This is a genomic window from Streptacidiphilus jiangxiensis (genome assembly GCF_900109465.1).
GTDB classification, from domain to species: domain Bacteria; phylum Actinomycetota; class Actinomycetes; order Streptomycetales; family Streptomycetaceae; genus Streptacidiphilus; species Streptacidiphilus jiangxiensis.
The window spans coordinates 30,332-45,267 of sequence record NZ_FOAZ01000007.1 but is presented as its reverse complement, the minus strand read 5'-3'; the positions used below and the strand labels follow the sequence as shown (position 1 = coordinate 45,267).

The 14,936-nt window shown below is 69.7% G+C and carries 13 protein-coding genes; 6 read left to right on the top strand and 7 right to left on the bottom strand.

Annotated features, from left to right (window positions below):
• Nucleotides 1–225 precede the first annotated feature (225 nt).
• On the top strand, nt 226–771 hold the full coding sequence (locus BMY61_RS15075; RefSeq protein WP_042444899.1) for an RICIN domain-containing protein: 546 nt from the start codon (nt 226–228) through the stop codon (nt 769–771).
• 700 nt (nt 772–1,471) lie between these two features.
• On the opposite strand, the gene BMY61_RS15070 is transcribed toward BMY61_RS15075, so the two are convergent.
• Nucleotides 1,472–2,311, bottom strand: a complete 840-nt coding sequence (locus BMY61_RS15070; RefSeq protein WP_042444900.1) for a ferritin-like domain-containing protein — start codon at nt 2,309–2,311, stop codon at nt 1,472–1,474.
• Entirely contained in the window at nt 2,308–3,096 is a 789-nt protein-coding gene (locus tag BMY61_RS15065) for a ferritin-like domain-containing protein (protein WP_042444901.1), read from the bottom strand. The genes BMY61_RS15070 and BMY61_RS15065 overlap by 4 nt, the downstream gene beginning before the upstream one ends.
• Before the next feature lie 363 nt (nt 3,097–3,459).
• On the opposite strand from BMY61_RS15065, the gene BMY61_RS15060 reads away from it, so the two are divergent.
• On the top strand, nt 3,460–4,095 hold the full coding sequence (locus tag BMY61_RS15060; protein ID WP_042444902.1) for an HAD family hydrolase: 636 nt from the start codon (nt 3,460–3,462) through the stop codon (nt 4,093–4,095).
• 44 nt (nt 4,096–4,139) lie between these two features.
• On the opposite strand, the gene BMY61_RS15055 is transcribed toward BMY61_RS15060, so the two are convergent.
• Nucleotides 4,140–5,432: an MFS transporter gene (locus BMY61_RS15055; RefSeq protein ID WP_169791845.1), complete on the bottom strand. Its 1,293-nt coding sequence runs from the start codon at nt 5,430–5,432 to the stop codon at nt 4,140–4,142.
• Nucleotides 5,433–5,500: 68 nt separating this feature from the next.
• Between BMY61_RS15055 and BMY61_RS15050 the strand changes: the two genes are divergently transcribed.
• Nucleotides 5,501–6,040 carry a MarR family winged helix-turn-helix transcriptional regulator gene (locus BMY61_RS15050; protein WP_042444903.1) on the top strand — a complete coding sequence of 180 codons (540 nt, stop codon included), beginning with the start codon at nt 5,501–5,503 and terminating at the stop codon, nt 6,038–6,040.
• 172 nt (nt 6,041–6,212) lie between these two features.
• On the opposite strand, the gene BMY61_RS15045 is transcribed toward BMY61_RS15050, so the two are convergent.
• The gene (locus BMY61_RS15045) at nt 6,213–6,416 is read right to left on the bottom strand and encodes a cold-shock protein (protein ID WP_042444904.1); all 204 of its coding nucleotides are present in this window, start codon (nt 6,414–6,416) and stop codon (nt 6,213–6,215) included.
• A 517-nt stretch (nt 6,417–6,933) separates the two neighbouring features.
• Here BMY61_RS15045 and BMY61_RS15040 point away from each other — a divergent pair.
• A complete protein-coding gene (locus BMY61_RS15040; protein WP_042444905.1) occupies nt 6,934–7,578 on the top strand; it encodes an HAD-IA family hydrolase in 645 nt (214 codons plus the stop codon).
• A 100-nt stretch (nt 7,579–7,678) separates the two neighbouring features.
• Here BMY61_RS15040 and BMY61_RS15035 read toward each other — a convergent pair whose 3' ends face one another.
• Together BMY61_RS15035 and BMY61_RS15030 are read right to left on the bottom strand one after the other, a co-directional pair.
• Nucleotides 7,679–8,215 carry a hypothetical protein gene (locus BMY61_RS15035; protein ID WP_236655931.1) on the bottom strand — a complete coding sequence of 179 codons (537 nt, stop codon included), beginning with the start codon at nt 8,213–8,215 and terminating at the stop codon, nt 7,679–7,681.
• Between the two features lie 90 nt (nt 8,216–8,305).
• The gene (locus tag BMY61_RS15030) at nt 8,306–8,770 is read right to left on the bottom strand and encodes a hypothetical protein (RefSeq protein WP_075003911.1); all 465 of its coding nucleotides are present in this window, start codon (nt 8,768–8,770) and stop codon (nt 8,306–8,308) included.
• Between the two features lie 476 nt (nt 8,771–9,246).
• On the opposite strand from BMY61_RS15030, the gene BMY61_RS15025 reads away from it, so the two are divergent.
• Nucleotides 9,247–9,573 (top strand): trypco2 family protein, encoded by a 327-nt coding sequence (locus BMY61_RS15025; protein ID WP_042444907.1) that lies wholly within the window; start codon nt 9,247–9,249, stop codon nt 9,571–9,573.
• 3 nt (nt 9,574–9,576) lie between these two features.
• A complete protein-coding gene (fxsT, locus tag BMY61_RS15020) occupies nt 9,577–12,798 on the top strand; it encodes an FxSxx-COOH system tetratricopeptide repeat protein (RefSeq protein WP_042444908.1) in 3,222 nt (1,073 codons plus the stop codon).
• 22 nt (nt 12,799–12,820) lie between these two features.
• Here the strand turns inward: fxsT and BMY61_RS15015 are convergent, their stop codons facing one another.
• A complete protein-coding gene (locus BMY61_RS15015; protein WP_042444909.1) occupies nt 12,821–14,854 on the bottom strand; it encodes an aKG-HExxH-type peptide beta-hydroxylase in 2,034 nt (677 codons plus the stop codon).
• Nucleotides 14,855–14,936: the final 82 nt, after the last annotated feature.

Sequence of the window (14,936 nt, the reverse complement as noted above, 5' to 3'; positions counted from 1 at the left end):
CGTGCCGGGCTCGTAGCCCCAACCGCGGCCGTCGGAGGACAGGTCACGGTCGGGCGGCGGGCAGTCGCAGATGTTCATGACCAGTGAAACGAGGCACCGCCCATCGGGTGCTGCTCAGATCGCTCGTATAGGGACGATCCCTCTCACTAGAGGTGCACCGGCCGATAGCGAGACGTAGCGAAGTTCCCACCACCACATCACGTGCACCCCGGTAGCCTCCCCGCCATGAAGCGAACCAACATCATCAAGAGTCTCGGCATCGCAGCTACCACCATCGGCGTCCTGGCCACCGCCACGGCCCCCGCCAGCGCCTCCGTCCCCGGCACCCCCATGTACAGGGCCAACATTGCGACCAACGTCGACAACTTCTGCGTCGAGGTCTCCGGCTCCTCGACCGCCGACGGCGCCAAGGTCGACACCGCACCCTGCAGCACTGTCCCCGCCAACAACCAGCTCTGGACTTTCGTCTATGAGAAGTCCAGCGCCGACGGCGTCACGTTCTACTACAACGTCGTCAACTACCACAGTGGGAAGTGCCTGGACCTCTACCAGGGCGGGACCAGCATTGGAACACTCATCACGCAGAACACGTGCAACGCCAACAACTCACAGCTCTGGTGGTTCGCTAACAACGGATACAAGATCCAGGACCTCGTTAACCTGCACGCCGGGTGGTCCTTGTCGGACCCCGACATCGCCGGTGCGTCAGTCAAGCTCGACTACAACGGGGGCGACTACTACTACCTAGGGAACCTGAAGGGCCTGAACTGACCTTGCCCCGGCTTGTGGAGCGCTGCCCTCCCATCACCCCGGCCCACGCGCGCTGCGCGACCGCTAGGCAACCGAACACGGCCGGGCCTGCCACGAGGGCAGACCGGGTCGCGGCGATTTCGCCGCCAACCGGGTGCGACGGTCGCCGCCGTCCGGAGTAGCCCAGGATGCCACCCCGCCCACCGCGGCGGCACCGACCACGGACATCATGGCCGCCCTCCAGGCCTCCATCGCCGAGTCCAAGACAGCGCGCGGGGAGGCCCCGGCGCCGGCGAAGAAGGCGGCGCCGAGGAATGAGCACCCAGGCGAGCCTCGTAGTCGTCCACACCGCGCCGATCCTCCGGACGACCACGTCAGAACTTGTCGTCAGAGCATGGCGGCGCCCCACCGCCAGACGATCGGAGGCTGGATCGTCCACCACCGGCGGGGCCAGGGTCGTCGTCCTGCCGACAGCTAACCCAATCTTCTCGCTGTGCACTTCGAAACCAAAAGGCCACCCTCACTGTGCGGCCACGACCTTCACAGACCCAGGCCGACGACCTAAGTTCTGTACGCACCCGAAGTGCCGCCGCCAGCCCAGGCGGAAGCCACTGCATGAGGGCGTGATGGAGGTGGCGGGCTGCCGGCGTTCCCAGGACAGCAGCCCGCCGGGTCGGGCCGGTCCCGTTCCCAGGGTGACCGGCCCAGCTCTGATGGTGCCTCAGACGGTCAGCAGGCTCGGGGAGGCCGCCTTGTCGACACCCAGGAAATCGTCCGGGACCGGGTACTGCCCCAGGACGTAGTTCAGGATCGCCGCGTGCATGGCCTCGACCGGTGCGATCGTGGCGGCGGTGGCGATGCCTCCGGGGCTGGTGACGTTGTAGGTGGCGAACAGGTATGTCTCGGCCGCCTGCTGTTCCAGCATCAGGGCCAGCTTCGCGACGCCGCCCACGTCCGTGACCGCACCCAGCGCCTGGAGCGTCGCGGGTTGGTTGGACAGCGGCACGTCGGTGATCGCGGGCTTGCCCGCCCCGGTCAGCACGGCGTTCCATGCCTTGGCGTGGTCGGAGTGCTGGCTCATCGCCGTCTGGGCGAAGGTGCCGACTGCCGCGGGGACCGTGCCGAGCTTGCCGGCCTTCGCTGCCGCCAGGGCCGCCGTGTAGGCGCCGACGGCCTGGTTCTCCAGAGCGGTCGCGAGCGCGACCACCTGCAGGTCACCGGTGTACATGCTGCTCGGGGACGCGGAGCCCGCGCCGCCCGCCGCTCCACTGGCACCGGCCGCCGACGGGGCGTTGCCGGAGCTGGAACAGGCGGCCAGTGCAAATGCGGCGGCCACGCCGCCCGCGCCGAGCAGGAACCCGCGCCGGGAGGCCTGCCCGGCCAGGCCGGACCCCTTGCGTGCCCTGGCGGTCTGCTGGTCGCGGATCTGCTCGGTCAGCTCCGCCGCGGAGGCGTGCATGGCAGGCAGGTAGGTACGGTGTGCCTCGTCGAGGTCCTCGGTGAGCCGGGTGAGCTCGTGCTCGCTGATCGGCAGCTCCCAGCCGCCACGGGTGTCGCTCACTGCACGGCTCCTTCGCTGATCGGCGAGGCGTCCTTGGTCGGGTAGAAGGCGTCGGGGAATCCGACGCTGCCGGCGGCGGCCGGGAGCTTGGAGGCGTCCACCGGGATCGTGATCAACTGCGGGGCGCCGCCCGCGAGCAGCGCCTGCACCGCCAGCAGCGTGGCACGGTGCTGCGCCTCCACCGGCGCCACCGACGCGAAGAGCTTGCGCAGCTGCGGGTCGGAGACGAGCGTGACGTTCTTGGTGTACGTCTGCGCGGCGACGTCCTCGAGGGTGATCGCCAGCTTCACCACGTCTGCGGGGCCCTTGATCGACGGCAGCATCTGCTTCACGATCGCCGCGTACTTGGGGTCGGGCTGGTTCTGGGCCTTGCCCCCGGCCTGCGTCACGGCGGCGTTGAACGCCTGCGCGTGCGCGGTGTGCTGGCTCGTGGTCTTGGCGATGAACGCGGCCACCGTCTTGTTGCCGTCCTTGACGAACGGCAGTCCCGCGGCGGTGGTGTACACGCTCACCGCCAGGTTCTCGATCGACGCGGCCGTCTGCAGCGCCATCACGTCGTCGGTGCTGCCGCTCGCGGCGGCTGCCCTTCCCGCTCCGAGCAGCACGGCCCCGCCCGCCGCGGCGGCGAGCACCCCGCTCCGGCGCTGCCACCAGCGTCGCGGCTCCTGCCCGGCGGCGAAGTCGTCCAGCGCCTCCCGGGTGATCCGTACCGCGTCACTGTTCAGGTCCTGCGACTGCTCGGTCAGCGCCGCGAGCAACCGGGTGTCGATGTGCTCCTCGCCCATCACGCCCCATCTCTGTCCACTTGCCTGCCCACTCAGCGCGGGCATCTGACTGTTCATTCGGGCCCGGGGCGCGGACGGACGGGTCGCCGGGACAGGTTTCTCCGCAATCACCCTCCCGAGTCTTCGACCGCACCGCTGTTGACGGCCTTCGTTGACCACTGAGCGGGCTGAGCCACACCCGCACCACGCCCCATCGCCGTCGCGAACCGGCACGACTCCGTGCTGTCCCCTCAGGGTCGCGACCGCCCCTGACAGGCAGTCACCACCCGGCGTCGGCGGAGCCAGGACGCGCCCAGAGGTGACTGGTGTCGACCCACTTCCTCATCGGCTCCGGCGTCGAACCCTTTGGCATCATCACCAGCCATGAGCGGCCTTGCGTTCGATGCCCTGCTGTGCGACCTGGACGGGGTCATCCGCTTCTTCGACCTGGACGAGGTGACCCGGCTGGAGCAGGCCGCCGGTATCGCGGTCGGGACGACGATGGCGACCGCGTTCGCCGCCGAGCGGGGCCGACCGCTGGTGCTCGGCCGGCTCACCCGGACCCAGTGGGCCGCATCCATCGCCGAGGCACTGACCGCCCAGGTCTCCGCCCGGCAGGCCGCCACGCTCGCCCGGGCGTTCGCCCATGCGCCCTCGCGTGCGGACCAGCAGGCGGTCGAGCTGATCCGGCGCGTGCGTCGCACCATTCCTGTCGTGCTCGTCACCAATGCCACGGTCTGGCTGGATGACGACCTTGGCCGACTCGGTCTCACCGACCTGGCCGACCACGTCGTCAACAGCTCTCGCGTCCGCGTCGCCAAGCCCGACCTGGAGATCTACCAAGTCGCCGCCGAGCGCGCGGGCGCCCCCGCACACCGCTGTGCGTTCGTCGACGACAGCCGGACCAACGTGGACGCAGCCCGGCAGGTCGGCATGAGCGCCGTGCACTACCGCCGGCTCTCCGACCTGCGCGAGCTGGTCGCCCCGGTCCTGGGCGAGGTCGGGCCCTCCCTCATGTGAAGGACGCGTCCCGGCGAGCGTCATACCGGCCAAGCCTGTGCTGACTACCTGCCGCCCGCTGCCGTGGAGTCGGCCTCCGCCTGACCTCGGGCCGCCGCGGCCAGAGGTTCGCGCCTGGCATCGCCCCCTGCCGTGGCCGGCTCCGGCTGCTCCCATGCCTCGGGCAGCAGCAGCGCGGCCAGATTCGCCGCCGCCACGAGCACCGCGCCCGCCAGCAGCGGCGCCGAAGTGCCCAGGACAGTGGCGACCGGAACGGCCACGGCCAGGCCCAGCGGACGGGCAGCGAACGAGATCAGAGAGTCGAAGGACCCCACCCGGCCGAGGACCTCCTGCGGGATGCGGCGTTGGATGGCGGTTTCCCACAGCGGACTGAGCACTCCCAGCCCGAACATGGCCAGGAAGTACGCGGACGCCGCCCAGGGCAGCGCCAGCCCCAGTCCGAAAGCCGTCAGCGGCAGCGCGAAGACGGCCGCACCCACGGCCACGCCGACCAGCGGACGGCGCATCGGCAGCCGGCTCGCGGCGAAGGCACCGACGAGCATGCCGACCGTCCCCAGTTGGGCCACCAACACCCACGCGCCGTCACCTCCCATGCTCCGGACCGCGATCAGCGGTCCCAGGGTGAGCAGGAACCCTGCCGTCAGATGCCAAACCCCGTGGCCCAGCACGTTGGCGAGGAACCAGCGGTGGCGCCTGGTCTCGGTCCAACCTTCGCGCAGCCGCGCCAGGAACCCCGGCTGGCCGCCGTCGGCCGGCCTGGCGGCCTGGCGGGTGTGCAGGCCACCCAGGGTGGTCGCGGAGCCGATGAATAGTGCGCCGGTCAGCAGCGAGGACCAGCCGGCGCCGACCATCAGCATCAAGCCGCCCGCCGTCGCCGGACCGGCGGTCTGGGCCAGGCCGGTGGCGATGTCCAGCCGCGAGTTCAGCCGCAGCCGCTGGCCGGCGTCGACGGTCACCGCGACCAGGGTGCGCACCGCCGGGGTGCCGAAGGCGACCGCGGCGCCGGTGACCGCGGCGAGCACGGCGAGGTCGGGCACTTGGACCCGGCCGCAGAGCAGTTCCGCGCCGATCGTGGTCTGCGCCGCGCCCCTGAGCAGATCGGCGGCAAGCACGACCCGCTGCGGCGGGAAGCGGTCCGCGAGCACGCCGGCGACGGGCAGCAGCACCAGCATGGGCAGCAGTTCGCAGGCCAGCACCAAGCCCAGATCCCCTGCCGAACCCGTCGAGCCTGCGGCATGTCCTCGAAGCAGCGCGAGTGTGAGCGTGGTGGGGATCAGCGCGGTGGCCAGCGCCGCGCAGGTACGGCCGACCAGCAGTCGGCGCATGGATGGCGTCATGCGGACATGATATTTCGCCAGCTAATCTTTTGGCAACGAAATATAAGTTGGCGTAGCATACTGAGGGGATGGACACCGAGAGCCAGGGACAGGAGCGGCCCTCAGACGGGGCCGACTCCGTCGACATGCACCTCGCACGCTGGCAGGGGAAGGCCCCGTTCGACGCGCGGGTGGAGGGGATCATCACCCGCATACAGCTCCTGGCCAAGCTCGTCGGCCGGGCCAAGGACCGCGCCCTGGCCGAGGTCGGCCTGCAGGAGTTCGAGTTCGCCACGCTGCACCAACTCAGCGCGCGCGAGGCCCCGGACCGGGCCACACCCTCCGAGCTGGCCGCGGAACTCATGCTCTCCCCGGCCGGCATGACAGGTCGTCTGGACACCCTGGAGCAGTCAGGACTGGTGCGGCGCGTGCGCAGCAGCCAGGACCGCCGCCGGGTGGACGTGGAACTCACCGAGGCAGGGCGCGCCCGCTGGCTGGCGGCGATGAAGCTGCGCGGGCAGGCAGAGAACTCGATGGTCGCCCCACTCGACCCGGCAGAGCAGGACACACTCAACACCCTGCTCAAGCGGATGCTGATTCAGGCGGAGTCGGACAGCCGCCCCCGATGAACCCCAGCCGCTGGCGTTGCTTCTCGCGGCGGGCTCTCGGCATGTCGACGGCCACTTCGGCAGCACCCGAGGGACACTCAGGTTCGACCGACACCCCGCAGAATCGGATCAAACAGAGCGACTGAGGCCCCGGCGCCCGCGGTGGGCTGCCGGGGCCTCGGTGTCGCGCAGATCAAATCGCGCGGACCTGCTGGGCCTGGGGGCCCTTCTGGCCCTGGCCGATCTCGAACTCGACCCGCTGGCCCTCGTCGAGGCTCTTGTAACCGTTGCCCATGATCTCGCTGTAGTGGACGAACACGTCCGGGCCTCCACCGTCCTGCTCGATGAAGCCGAAGCCCTTCTCGCCGTTGAACCACTTCACGCTGCCCTGCGCCATGCTGCTGCTCCCTGTCCGGGATCGTGGGGCGCCCGCTTTCCGGGCACCCCAAGGGGTGATCGCCCTGGGCCTCGGATCTGCGGTGAAGCGACTTCCGCGCAGCGCGTTCGAGCAGCACGGTACAGGCTCAGTGATCGTCTGACTACAGGGCGTGGCTGCGACGCAAGGGGCCGGACGCGCCGCCGGATCGTTCCCGTCAGCACCCGTCCGCTCCGGAACCGGCGGACCCAGCCCCGCACGGTGTCCCCCGCCCGGCCCAACCGGGCCACGATCCGCCGAGACCCAACCCGGCTGCGGCTGCCTCCAGGCCGGCCCTGATCACCCCTGCAGCATCGGTCCGCCCAGGCCGCAGCTGACGTTCAAGTGGCTGCATCACTGGTTGTGGGTGTCATTCCGATGCGGATCGGGAGTCACTCGGGGTCAGTCGTCATGATCAATGTCGATGGGATTGGATGTCACTGCGCGGGGCGTCCGTCCTTGGACGATCCTCAGTCGAGGTGGTGGAGGGGGCGCAATCATGACGCTGAGTGCGGTGCTGTTTGACGTGGACGGAGTTCTGGTCGACTCGACAGCGGCACATCGGCGTGTGTGGGATGCCTGGGCCCGGCTGCGGGGCCTCGAAGCCGACGCGGTTTGGCCGTTGACCTTTGGTCGCCGTCCGGAAGACACGGTGCTGCTGGCGGCCCCGGATCTGGATCCGTCACAGGAGCGCGTGGTGCTCGACCGGCTCCTGGATCAGCAGCAACATGCCTTCCCGGCAGTGGACGGTGCTGTCGAGCTGTTGTTGGGACTGTCCGTGGATGCCTGGGCCATCGTGACGTCGGGCGACCGGGCATCCGTGCAGGCCCGATTCGCGGCGGCCGGCCTTCCCCTGCCGCGGGTTCAGGTCTATGGGGGCGACGTGGTGCAGGCCAAGCCGGCGCCCGAGTGCTATCTGAAGGCAGCCGCTGCTCTCGGCCTCGATCCGTCAGCGTGCCTGGTCGTGGAGGACGCGCCGGCAGGGGTCGCTGCGGGGAAGGCGGCGGGATGTCGGGTCGCTGGGTTCACTTCGACGCATGACCGGGACGGTCTGCGCCCCGCCGATCTGTTCTTCGACACCCACGCGGATACGGCCGCCTATCTGCAGGCGGCAGGACTGTTGTCGACCAAGTCCCTGGAATAGAGCGACCGCCGGTCGGTTGTGCGAGTAGGCGTGACAGCGGACGTTGACCTGTTCTCTGAACTTCGCGACCGGATCCCGCGATCACTGTCGGGCTGATGGCTCAGGGCAGGTGCTTGCGCGCCTCCGCCCAGGCAGTGAGTCGGACTTTGTCGGGTCCCGGCGGGAGGAAGCCCAACAGCCGGTCCAGATGAGCCGTCTTGTTCTTGTGGCGGCGCAGTTCGCTGATTTGCTCGGTCGGGAGGTCACGCCGGCTGGCGGACAGCGTTGTGGCCTGGTCGGGCTCGAGGGCGAGGGCTTCGAGCGTGTCGGCGGCGAGGACTTCGGGGTCCCAGTCTGAATCGGTGTCAGGGCCGAGATGATCGATGATCCAGGTGCGTAGCGCGAAGTTCTGGCGGGTCTTCCGGGCCAGGCTCCACGGGGTGTCGCCGGGCAGACGTGCGTTGGCATTCAACGACAGCTTGGCCCAGCGCAGGCGGACGTGCCTTGGCTCGTCGGATCGGTAGGCCTGGGATTGGGCGACGACCCTGATCCGCTCCAGCTCATGGCCCTGCTGTGTGATCGTGAAGGCTTCGAGGCGGTCAAGTGTCCAGGTGCTGAGGTTCCTGATCGGTTGATCGCGGTTTGCGTCGTTGCTCAACGTTCCTCGCTTCGGACGGCAGGACGTCCGAGGTCAACGTCACGAACCGCCCTCCGAGGCGGTCCGTGTCGGGCAGGCCGGTGGCGGGCATCACGCCAGGGCCGAACGCAGGGCTCGGTGAGCTGCCGCGGGGTCGTCCGCAGCGAGGTGGAGACGTCGGACGACAAGCCGTGCTCCACTCGCCAGACGCAGGCTCACCGGTTCGCGCAGTTCCACGACCAGCTCAGCGGTTCCACTGACGTTGCAGGCGACGGCTTCCGGGCGGTCAGGCACAGGCCGCACCCCTCGCCCCTTGATCGACAAGCGCTCGCGCCGGACACTCCCCACGAGGTCCAGCGGAAGGGTGAACTCGTCGAGCAGACCCGCGCGCACAGTCAGAGTCTCCGCGCTGACCTGGTGCGGATGACGGCGGGTGACGGCGCCGAAAGCGATGGCCGCGTCCACCATCAGCGCGATCCAGAGAAGATGCACGAACCTCCAGGCGGGCGGGATGAGGGACACATCCATCAGCCCTTCGACCAGCACCTCGGCGCCGACCAGCAGGTAAACGATCACGCGGAGGTCCGCCGAGTGACCCAGTGAGATTCCCTCACGGATCCGTGCAGGTCGGCGCACGTACATTCCGATCACGTCTCGCATGACCGCCCGGCCAGCCTGCCGACGTCCCGCACTAACCACGACTTCGTACATCCTGTTCCCCCGCAGTCGATGTCCTCCAACATCCCGCCGGTCCAACCGCTGTCCCGACGGGCGTTGCTGATCAAAGGTGGCGACGCAACCGAGGTTATCCCTTGAGTGGAGCAGCGCTACCGCGCGCTCAGCCCCCGGGCGCCGGGAGCGTGCTGGGCCCGCAGTTCGCAGCTCCAGCGCCGAGTTCCGTCGGGGGGACAAGCCGGTCCTGGTGCCCCCGCGCGCCCCCATGTACGCCTGTACGTGCCCCCGCGTCGCGGCCTAGGCTCGTACGCCGATGAATACCGCGATGCGCCGCGCCTCAGTGTGCGCGCCACCGCGCCGCGGACGGGGAGGGTTTGATGCCACTGCCGAGCGGGTGGTCCTTGCCGGAAGCCATCGCGATGCTCCACGACGACCTGACCCGGGCCCAGCAGGAAGCGGTGGCCTCAGGTCGAGCGACCTTCTCGGTCGCTGAGGTCACGGTCGAGCTCTCCGTGGAGGCCGTCCGCAGCAGCTCCGCCGAGGGTGGCTTCAGTTGGTACGTGGCTCGTGGCAGCGCCTCGCGTTCCAGCAGCCAGAGCCAGGGACACAGGATCCATGTCCGGTTGACCCCCAATGTGTCGTTCATCGTCAGTGCGTCTCCGCAGGAGCTTCCCGCCGGCCTGGATCTCACGGAGCCGGCCTAACCGATGGCTCGCGCGGTCGAATCGGGTCGGCTGCCCGAACGGCTGGTCGAAGTGTGGTCGCAGCCGGCCGGCCCCGGGAGCCCTGAGGCCAGGGCGGCCGGGTCCGGCTGGATCGTCGACGGCCCGATCGTGGTGACAGCCGCCCACGTGGTGGATCCAGAGGGCATGGGGAGGCAAGGGACTCCTGAAGAAGCCGGGCGGTTGGCCTTCGTCCGGGTGGGGAGCGCTGCGGGCTCCGAGCGATGGCACACGGTCGAGGTCAGCTGGATCGACCGGGAGCTGGATGTCGCGGTGCTGCGCGTCACCGACCCTCGATGGCGGCCACCAGGCTCCCCTTTCCCGGGCTACGCGTCCGTCGGACCGGAGGCTCTTGATTGCGAGGTGTTCGGCTTTCCGCAGAGCGAGCGGGTGAGCCCCACGCTGCGGGACTCCTTCCAGGCCCGCGCGACCCTGCGGCCCGCTCAACACGCGCGCCGCAGCAGCCTCCTGGTGCTGCGGATCGACAAGGACGACGCGCCTGCGGCCTCGTTGGGCTGGTCCGGAATATCCGGGGCCCCTGTGTGCAGCGTCGAAGGCAGCATCATCGGGCTCGTGGTGAAGGCTGGACCCGATCCCCGGCTCCTGCTCGTCCGCGCCTTCGAGGAGATCGTGGCAGCGGTCGAGAAGGCCGGCCACGACTTCGGGGTGGGCCGCTCAAACGCTGCCCGGGCAGCGCGTCCCACGGTCCTCGGCGGACGGATCCCGCCTCAGCACCCCTTCTTCACCGGACGCGGCAAGCTGCTTCAACGGATGGCGGAGGTTCTTCTTCCTGTCGGCGGCCCAGGGGCCCACTGCATGGCCCTGCACGGCCTGCCCGGAGTCGGGAAGTCCCAGCTGGCCGCCGAGTTCACCTATCGCCACAAGGAACAATTCGACCTGGTCTGGTGGATATCGGCGACCGATCCTTCAACGGTGGTCAACGGATTCCACGCCCTCGCCCGCCATCTGGGTGCGGAACAGCTGATCGAGCCCGGGAACGCCGCGGACGCCGTCATGACCCTGCTTCGCACGGGAGAACGCTGCCCTCGTTGGTTGCTGGTCTTCGACGGCGCGCCGGACGCCCGCGCGCTCTCGGGGTTCATCCCCAGCTCCGACCGCGGGGCCGTACTGATCACCTCCACCTCGCCCGCGTGGGCGGGAATCGCGCACGGGCAGCATGTGGAACCCTTCGCAGCCGCAGAATCCCTGGAACTGCTGCGGTCGCGGCGTCCGCTGATCGACCCGCTGGTCGGTCTCCGCATCGGCGGGGAGTTGGGGCATCTGCCCCTGGCCCTGGAACAGGTGGCCGCGCATCTCGGCGACACGAGCATCGCGGAGGAGCGGTATCTGGAACTTCTCCGCGACGACGTGGAATTCCTCAACGTCGGCGCCCCCGTCCCCGCGTACGGCACCCCCGTCCTCCGGACCTGGAACATCGCCCTGGAAACCCTGGGCCGCAGGTCCCCGGCGTCCGTGCGGATCCTTCGTCTGTGCTCCTTCCTCGCCTCCGAGGCGGTTCCTTTGTCGCTCTTCCACCAGGAGCCGCGGCGTCTGCCCCGCCGGACTCGCGGTCGCTGGGGACTCGACCGGGCGGCGGTTCTCGACGCGGTGCAGCAGATCCAGGCGCTCTCACTCGCGACGGTGGGTCCGGACACGGATCCGGGTTCGTTGCGGCTGCACCCGCTCGTCGGTGTTGCCATCAGGAACGGCCTCGCGGCCGCTGAGAGATCGGCATTGCGAGGCGAGGCCCTGGAGCTCCTGGCCGCGCTCGCCCCCACGGACCCCGAGGCATCCGACGCCGTCGCCCAGCTCCATCACCTCTACCCGCATCTCCTCGCCTGGGGAGTGGCCACCGACCGTTCCGCGACGGCACGACGGCTCACCCTGCTCGCCGCCCACTACAGACAGCAGTGGGGTGACCATGACTCGGCCCTGGCGCTCACCGAGTCAGCCCACGAATTCTCGATGCGCTCCCTCGGCCCTTCCCACCCCCACACCATGGAGGTGGCCTGGTGGCTGGGATGGATCAAGTGGTCCAAGGGTCAGTACGCCCAGGCCGAGGCATTGAACCGGCGGCTGCTCGACCAGGTGGAGCAGCGCAAGAGCAAGCTCCGGCGCGGACGCGGCAAGGACGGGGGTGTCACACGCGTACGCGCACTGGGGTCGGTGGCCGCCGACCTGCGAGCGGCGGGGGACTTCCGCGCCGCACTGGGCTTCAGCCGGCGCGCCCACGAGGCGGCTCGCGAGGCAGCGCTCAGTGATCTCGAACCGATCACCGCCCGCAATCTCGCTGTCAGCCTGCGCCTGGTCGGGAACCTGGTCGGGGCACAGGAGCTGGAGGGCCAGGTCGTCGCCCACTACCGGAAGCAGTCGGGTGAGACCCACGTGCAGACCCTGCACGCACGCACCTGCCTGGCTGTGGGACTCGGAGAGCTGGGCAGGTACCGGGAGGCACTGGCCGAGTTGGAGCAGGTGCACGAGCTGTGCCGGGTGGCGTTCGGCCCGGACGCACAGGCGACCCTCCACGCCCGAACCTACCTGGCCGTGGCCCGACGCAGGGCCGGCCAGTCCTCTCAGGCGCTCGTCCTGGCCTCCGAACTGACGGACGACCTGAGTCGTCGACGTGGTGCCGATCACCTCGACACGCTCTCCGTCTCGGTGACGCTCACGCATGCCCTGATGGCCGAGCAATGCCACGCGGAGTCGCTCGCACTGGCAGAGCGGGTCCACCGGTCGCATCAAACCCTGCTGGGCCCGCTCCACCCGCGCTCGCTGGTCGCCCAATCGGCGCTCGCCGCGAGCCTACGGGTGACCGGCCACGCACGCGAGGCGTCGTCCCTGGACCGCAGCGTGTTCACGGAGACAGTTCGTCAACTCGGCGAGGAACACCCCCAGGCGCTGGCCGCGGCATTGAACCTCGGTTACGCCCTGGCCTTCGACGCTGAGACCGACAGAGCGGCGGCGCTGCAGGCGAAGACCGTCGAGCGCGCTCGATCACGACTTGGTCCCCTTCACCCGCTGACCTTGGTGGCCGAGGCCAACCAGGCGGTCAGCCTCTGGGAAACGGGCGCACGGGATGCGGCCAGGGAGCACCGGAGCTGGACCCTGGGGGCCTTCGAGCAGGCGGTGGGCGCTGATCACCCCCTTTCCGAACCGCTGACGCGCTGGCAAAGAGCGGCCTGGGCCGTCGAGGCGCTCCCCTTCTGACGCCCGCCTGCACGCTCGCACGTCAGCCGGCGAGCCAGGCGGCAAGCGCCACAGGGTCCCCGTGCCCATCGCTGGCCGCGTGCACGGCCATGGCGAGTTCGGGGCGGTGCAGGAGCAGGTCCGCTGCTGGGGCGAGGGAGGCGGGGGCAGCCGCCCGCAGGGCCAAGCCCAGCCCGACCCACGCCTGCGCATCGGCGCCACGCTCGGCACGCTCGCGGTAGCCGCGCAGGGCTTGGGCCGCGTCGCCGTTGACCAAGTCAAAGTCGGCCCGGTCCGCGCCCTCGACAGCCCCGACGAGTCCGGGGTCCAGTCGCGGACCACCGACCGGGTCGAGTCGATGCCGCCACAGCACTGCCCGCGCGTCCAGATGAGCCCCGTCAGTGGACGGCTGCAGCTCGGCCGTCACCTCGGAGGGCGTCAGCGGGAGCGGATACCCGCACGTCCACGCAAGCGCCAATTCCGCCACCCGAGCGGCATCCGGTTGGCGGTGCCGGGCGAACCAAGCTGCCTGGTGATCGCTCGCGCAGATCCGTGCCGCGGTGATCGCCTGCTGGTCCGTGCCCTGCAGCCGGCGCCCGGGGGTTCGGACCGACGACTGGATGCGACGAAGGACGGCGCCGAGCATCAGTCGTCCGGGCTCAGTGAGCCCTTCGGCATGAAGAAGCTCCCGTGCAGCCCTCACCACCTGCTGCGACCACAGTTCCGCCTCGAAGCGGGCCAGGGCCCGATAATCGCCCCCGCCGTGGTCCTCGTTCGTCGAGGTCTCGGCTTGCCAGCTCCAGTAGTCCGCGACACCGGCGAAGGCATAGACGCCTTGGAGCATGCCGGCCAGCGGACGTGGATCATCGCGCCAGCCGGCGTAGTACTGCAAGCGTGTCGCACTGGCGGAAGGGTCGCCGAAGACGTCGAAGAGGTGGGCGAGCATCGACAGTCGGCTGTGCTGACCCTCATGGACCAGGGTCCCCGCGAACTGCAGCGGCTCGTCCTGGAAAGACGCCGTGAAACCGCCGGTGCCGTCGGCGCAGGAGACACTGTGCGGCCGGAACCTCTCTCGAAGCTCTTCCGGAACAATGCAGGCCAGTCCCCGCAGATAGTCGCAGCCCTGCCCTCGGCCCAGCGCACGTAGGACTCCACTGCTCTGCTCGAAGACCGACCTCCACGACTCTGCCTCATGGCCCCTGACCGGCATGGGGCTGAGCATGCCGCGGACACTCCGGAACGGGTCCATCCGATCCAGTACCACGCGGCCCGGAGAGTCGGCCAGGATCGGCAGCTCGTACCACGGGTCCCCTTCGAGCTCCACACCCGCCGCACACATGCGAAATCCGTCGGACTCGACTGCCACCCACGGGGCGCCGTTGGTGTCGCCCTCCGGCAGCAGCAGCGCTCCGATGCCGGGCAGAACGAGCCAGCCGTCCCACACCGGCAGCCGCAGGCTGAACGGAAGCTGCGCCTGAATCGCCGCCGCGGCCGCTATCGCATTCAGGTAACTCAACCGCTTTCGGAGCTCGGCGGCGTCGCCGACCTGGGGACGGCACAATGCACGCACCATCGTGGCCGCCCAGATCCCGACCGACGGATAGCGGAGCAGCCACTGAACTCTCCCCCGGAGCATCTCGTCCGTGCAGCTCGTGGCTGCGGCGATCAACGCCATCGCGGGGTCCAGGTCGATCAGTGCGTCACCATCTGGCCTGCCGGGCCATTCACGGGCGTGGAAGCGCACCGCTTCCAGCAGCGCCGTCCGCCAGTGGTCCTCCGCCGCCGATAGGCGCAGCATCTCTGCCTCGGCCGGCCGCCCGGAGAGGATCTCGGGGAAGTCCCGCTCCAGATGCCAGCCCTGCTCCACCGCGAGCGGTCCGTCCGACTGCGGTTGCGGGACTGTCGCCGGATCGATCACTCCCGACTCGTCCCGGCTGGGGTTGTAGCCTCCTGCACTGGTCATGGGGACCGCGGCGCTACGACTCACCCACAGCAGGGTCTCGGTGTCGAGCCCGCACGAACGAGCGTGGACGGACATGCGTCCTCCAAGGACACTCGACAGGATGAACCGGTCCATGCAGTCTGTCCACGGCCCCAGACGGGGCACAACCCCATGACCAGCAAACCGGCCACCGCGACCACTCGGCGTCTGCACAGCC

Coding starts and splice junctions, on each gene's coding strand:
- BMY61_RS15075 (WP_042444899.1), top strand. CDS start 226: ATGAAGCGAACCAACATCATCAAGAGTCTCGGCATCGCAGCTACCACC.
- BMY61_RS15065 (WP_042444901.1), bottom strand. CDS start 3,096: ATGGGCGAGGAGCACATCGACACCCGGTTGCTCGCGGCGCTGACCGAG.
- BMY61_RS15060 (WP_042444902.1), top strand. CDS start 3,460: ATGAGCGGCCTTGCGTTCGATGCCCTGCTGTGCGACCTGGACGGGGTC.
- BMY61_RS15055 (WP_169791845.1), bottom strand. CDS start 5,432: ATGACGCCATCCATGCGCCGACTGCTGGTCGGCCGTACCTGCGCGGCG.
- BMY61_RS15050 (WP_042444903.1), top strand. CDS start 5,501: ATGGACACCGAGAGCCAGGGACAGGAGCGGCCCTCAGACGGGGCCGAC.
- BMY61_RS15045 (WP_042444904.1), bottom strand. CDS start 6,416: ATGGCGCAGGGCAGCGTGAAGTGGTTCAACGGCGAGAAGGGCTTCGGC.
- BMY61_RS15040 (WP_042444905.1), top strand. CDS start 6,934: ATGACGCTGAGTGCGGTGCTGTTTGACGTGGACGGAGTTCTGGTCGAC.
- BMY61_RS15025 (WP_042444907.1), top strand. CDS start 9,247: ATGCCACTGCCGAGCGGGTGGTCCTTGCCGGAAGCCATCGCGATGCTC.
- fxsT (WP_042444908.1), top strand. CDS start 9,577: ATGGCTCGCGCGGTCGAATCGGGTCGGCTGCCCGAACGGCTGGTCGAA.
- BMY61_RS15015 (WP_042444909.1), bottom strand. CDS start 14,854: ATGGACCGGTTCATCCTGTCGAGTGTCCTTGGAGGACGCATGTCCGTC.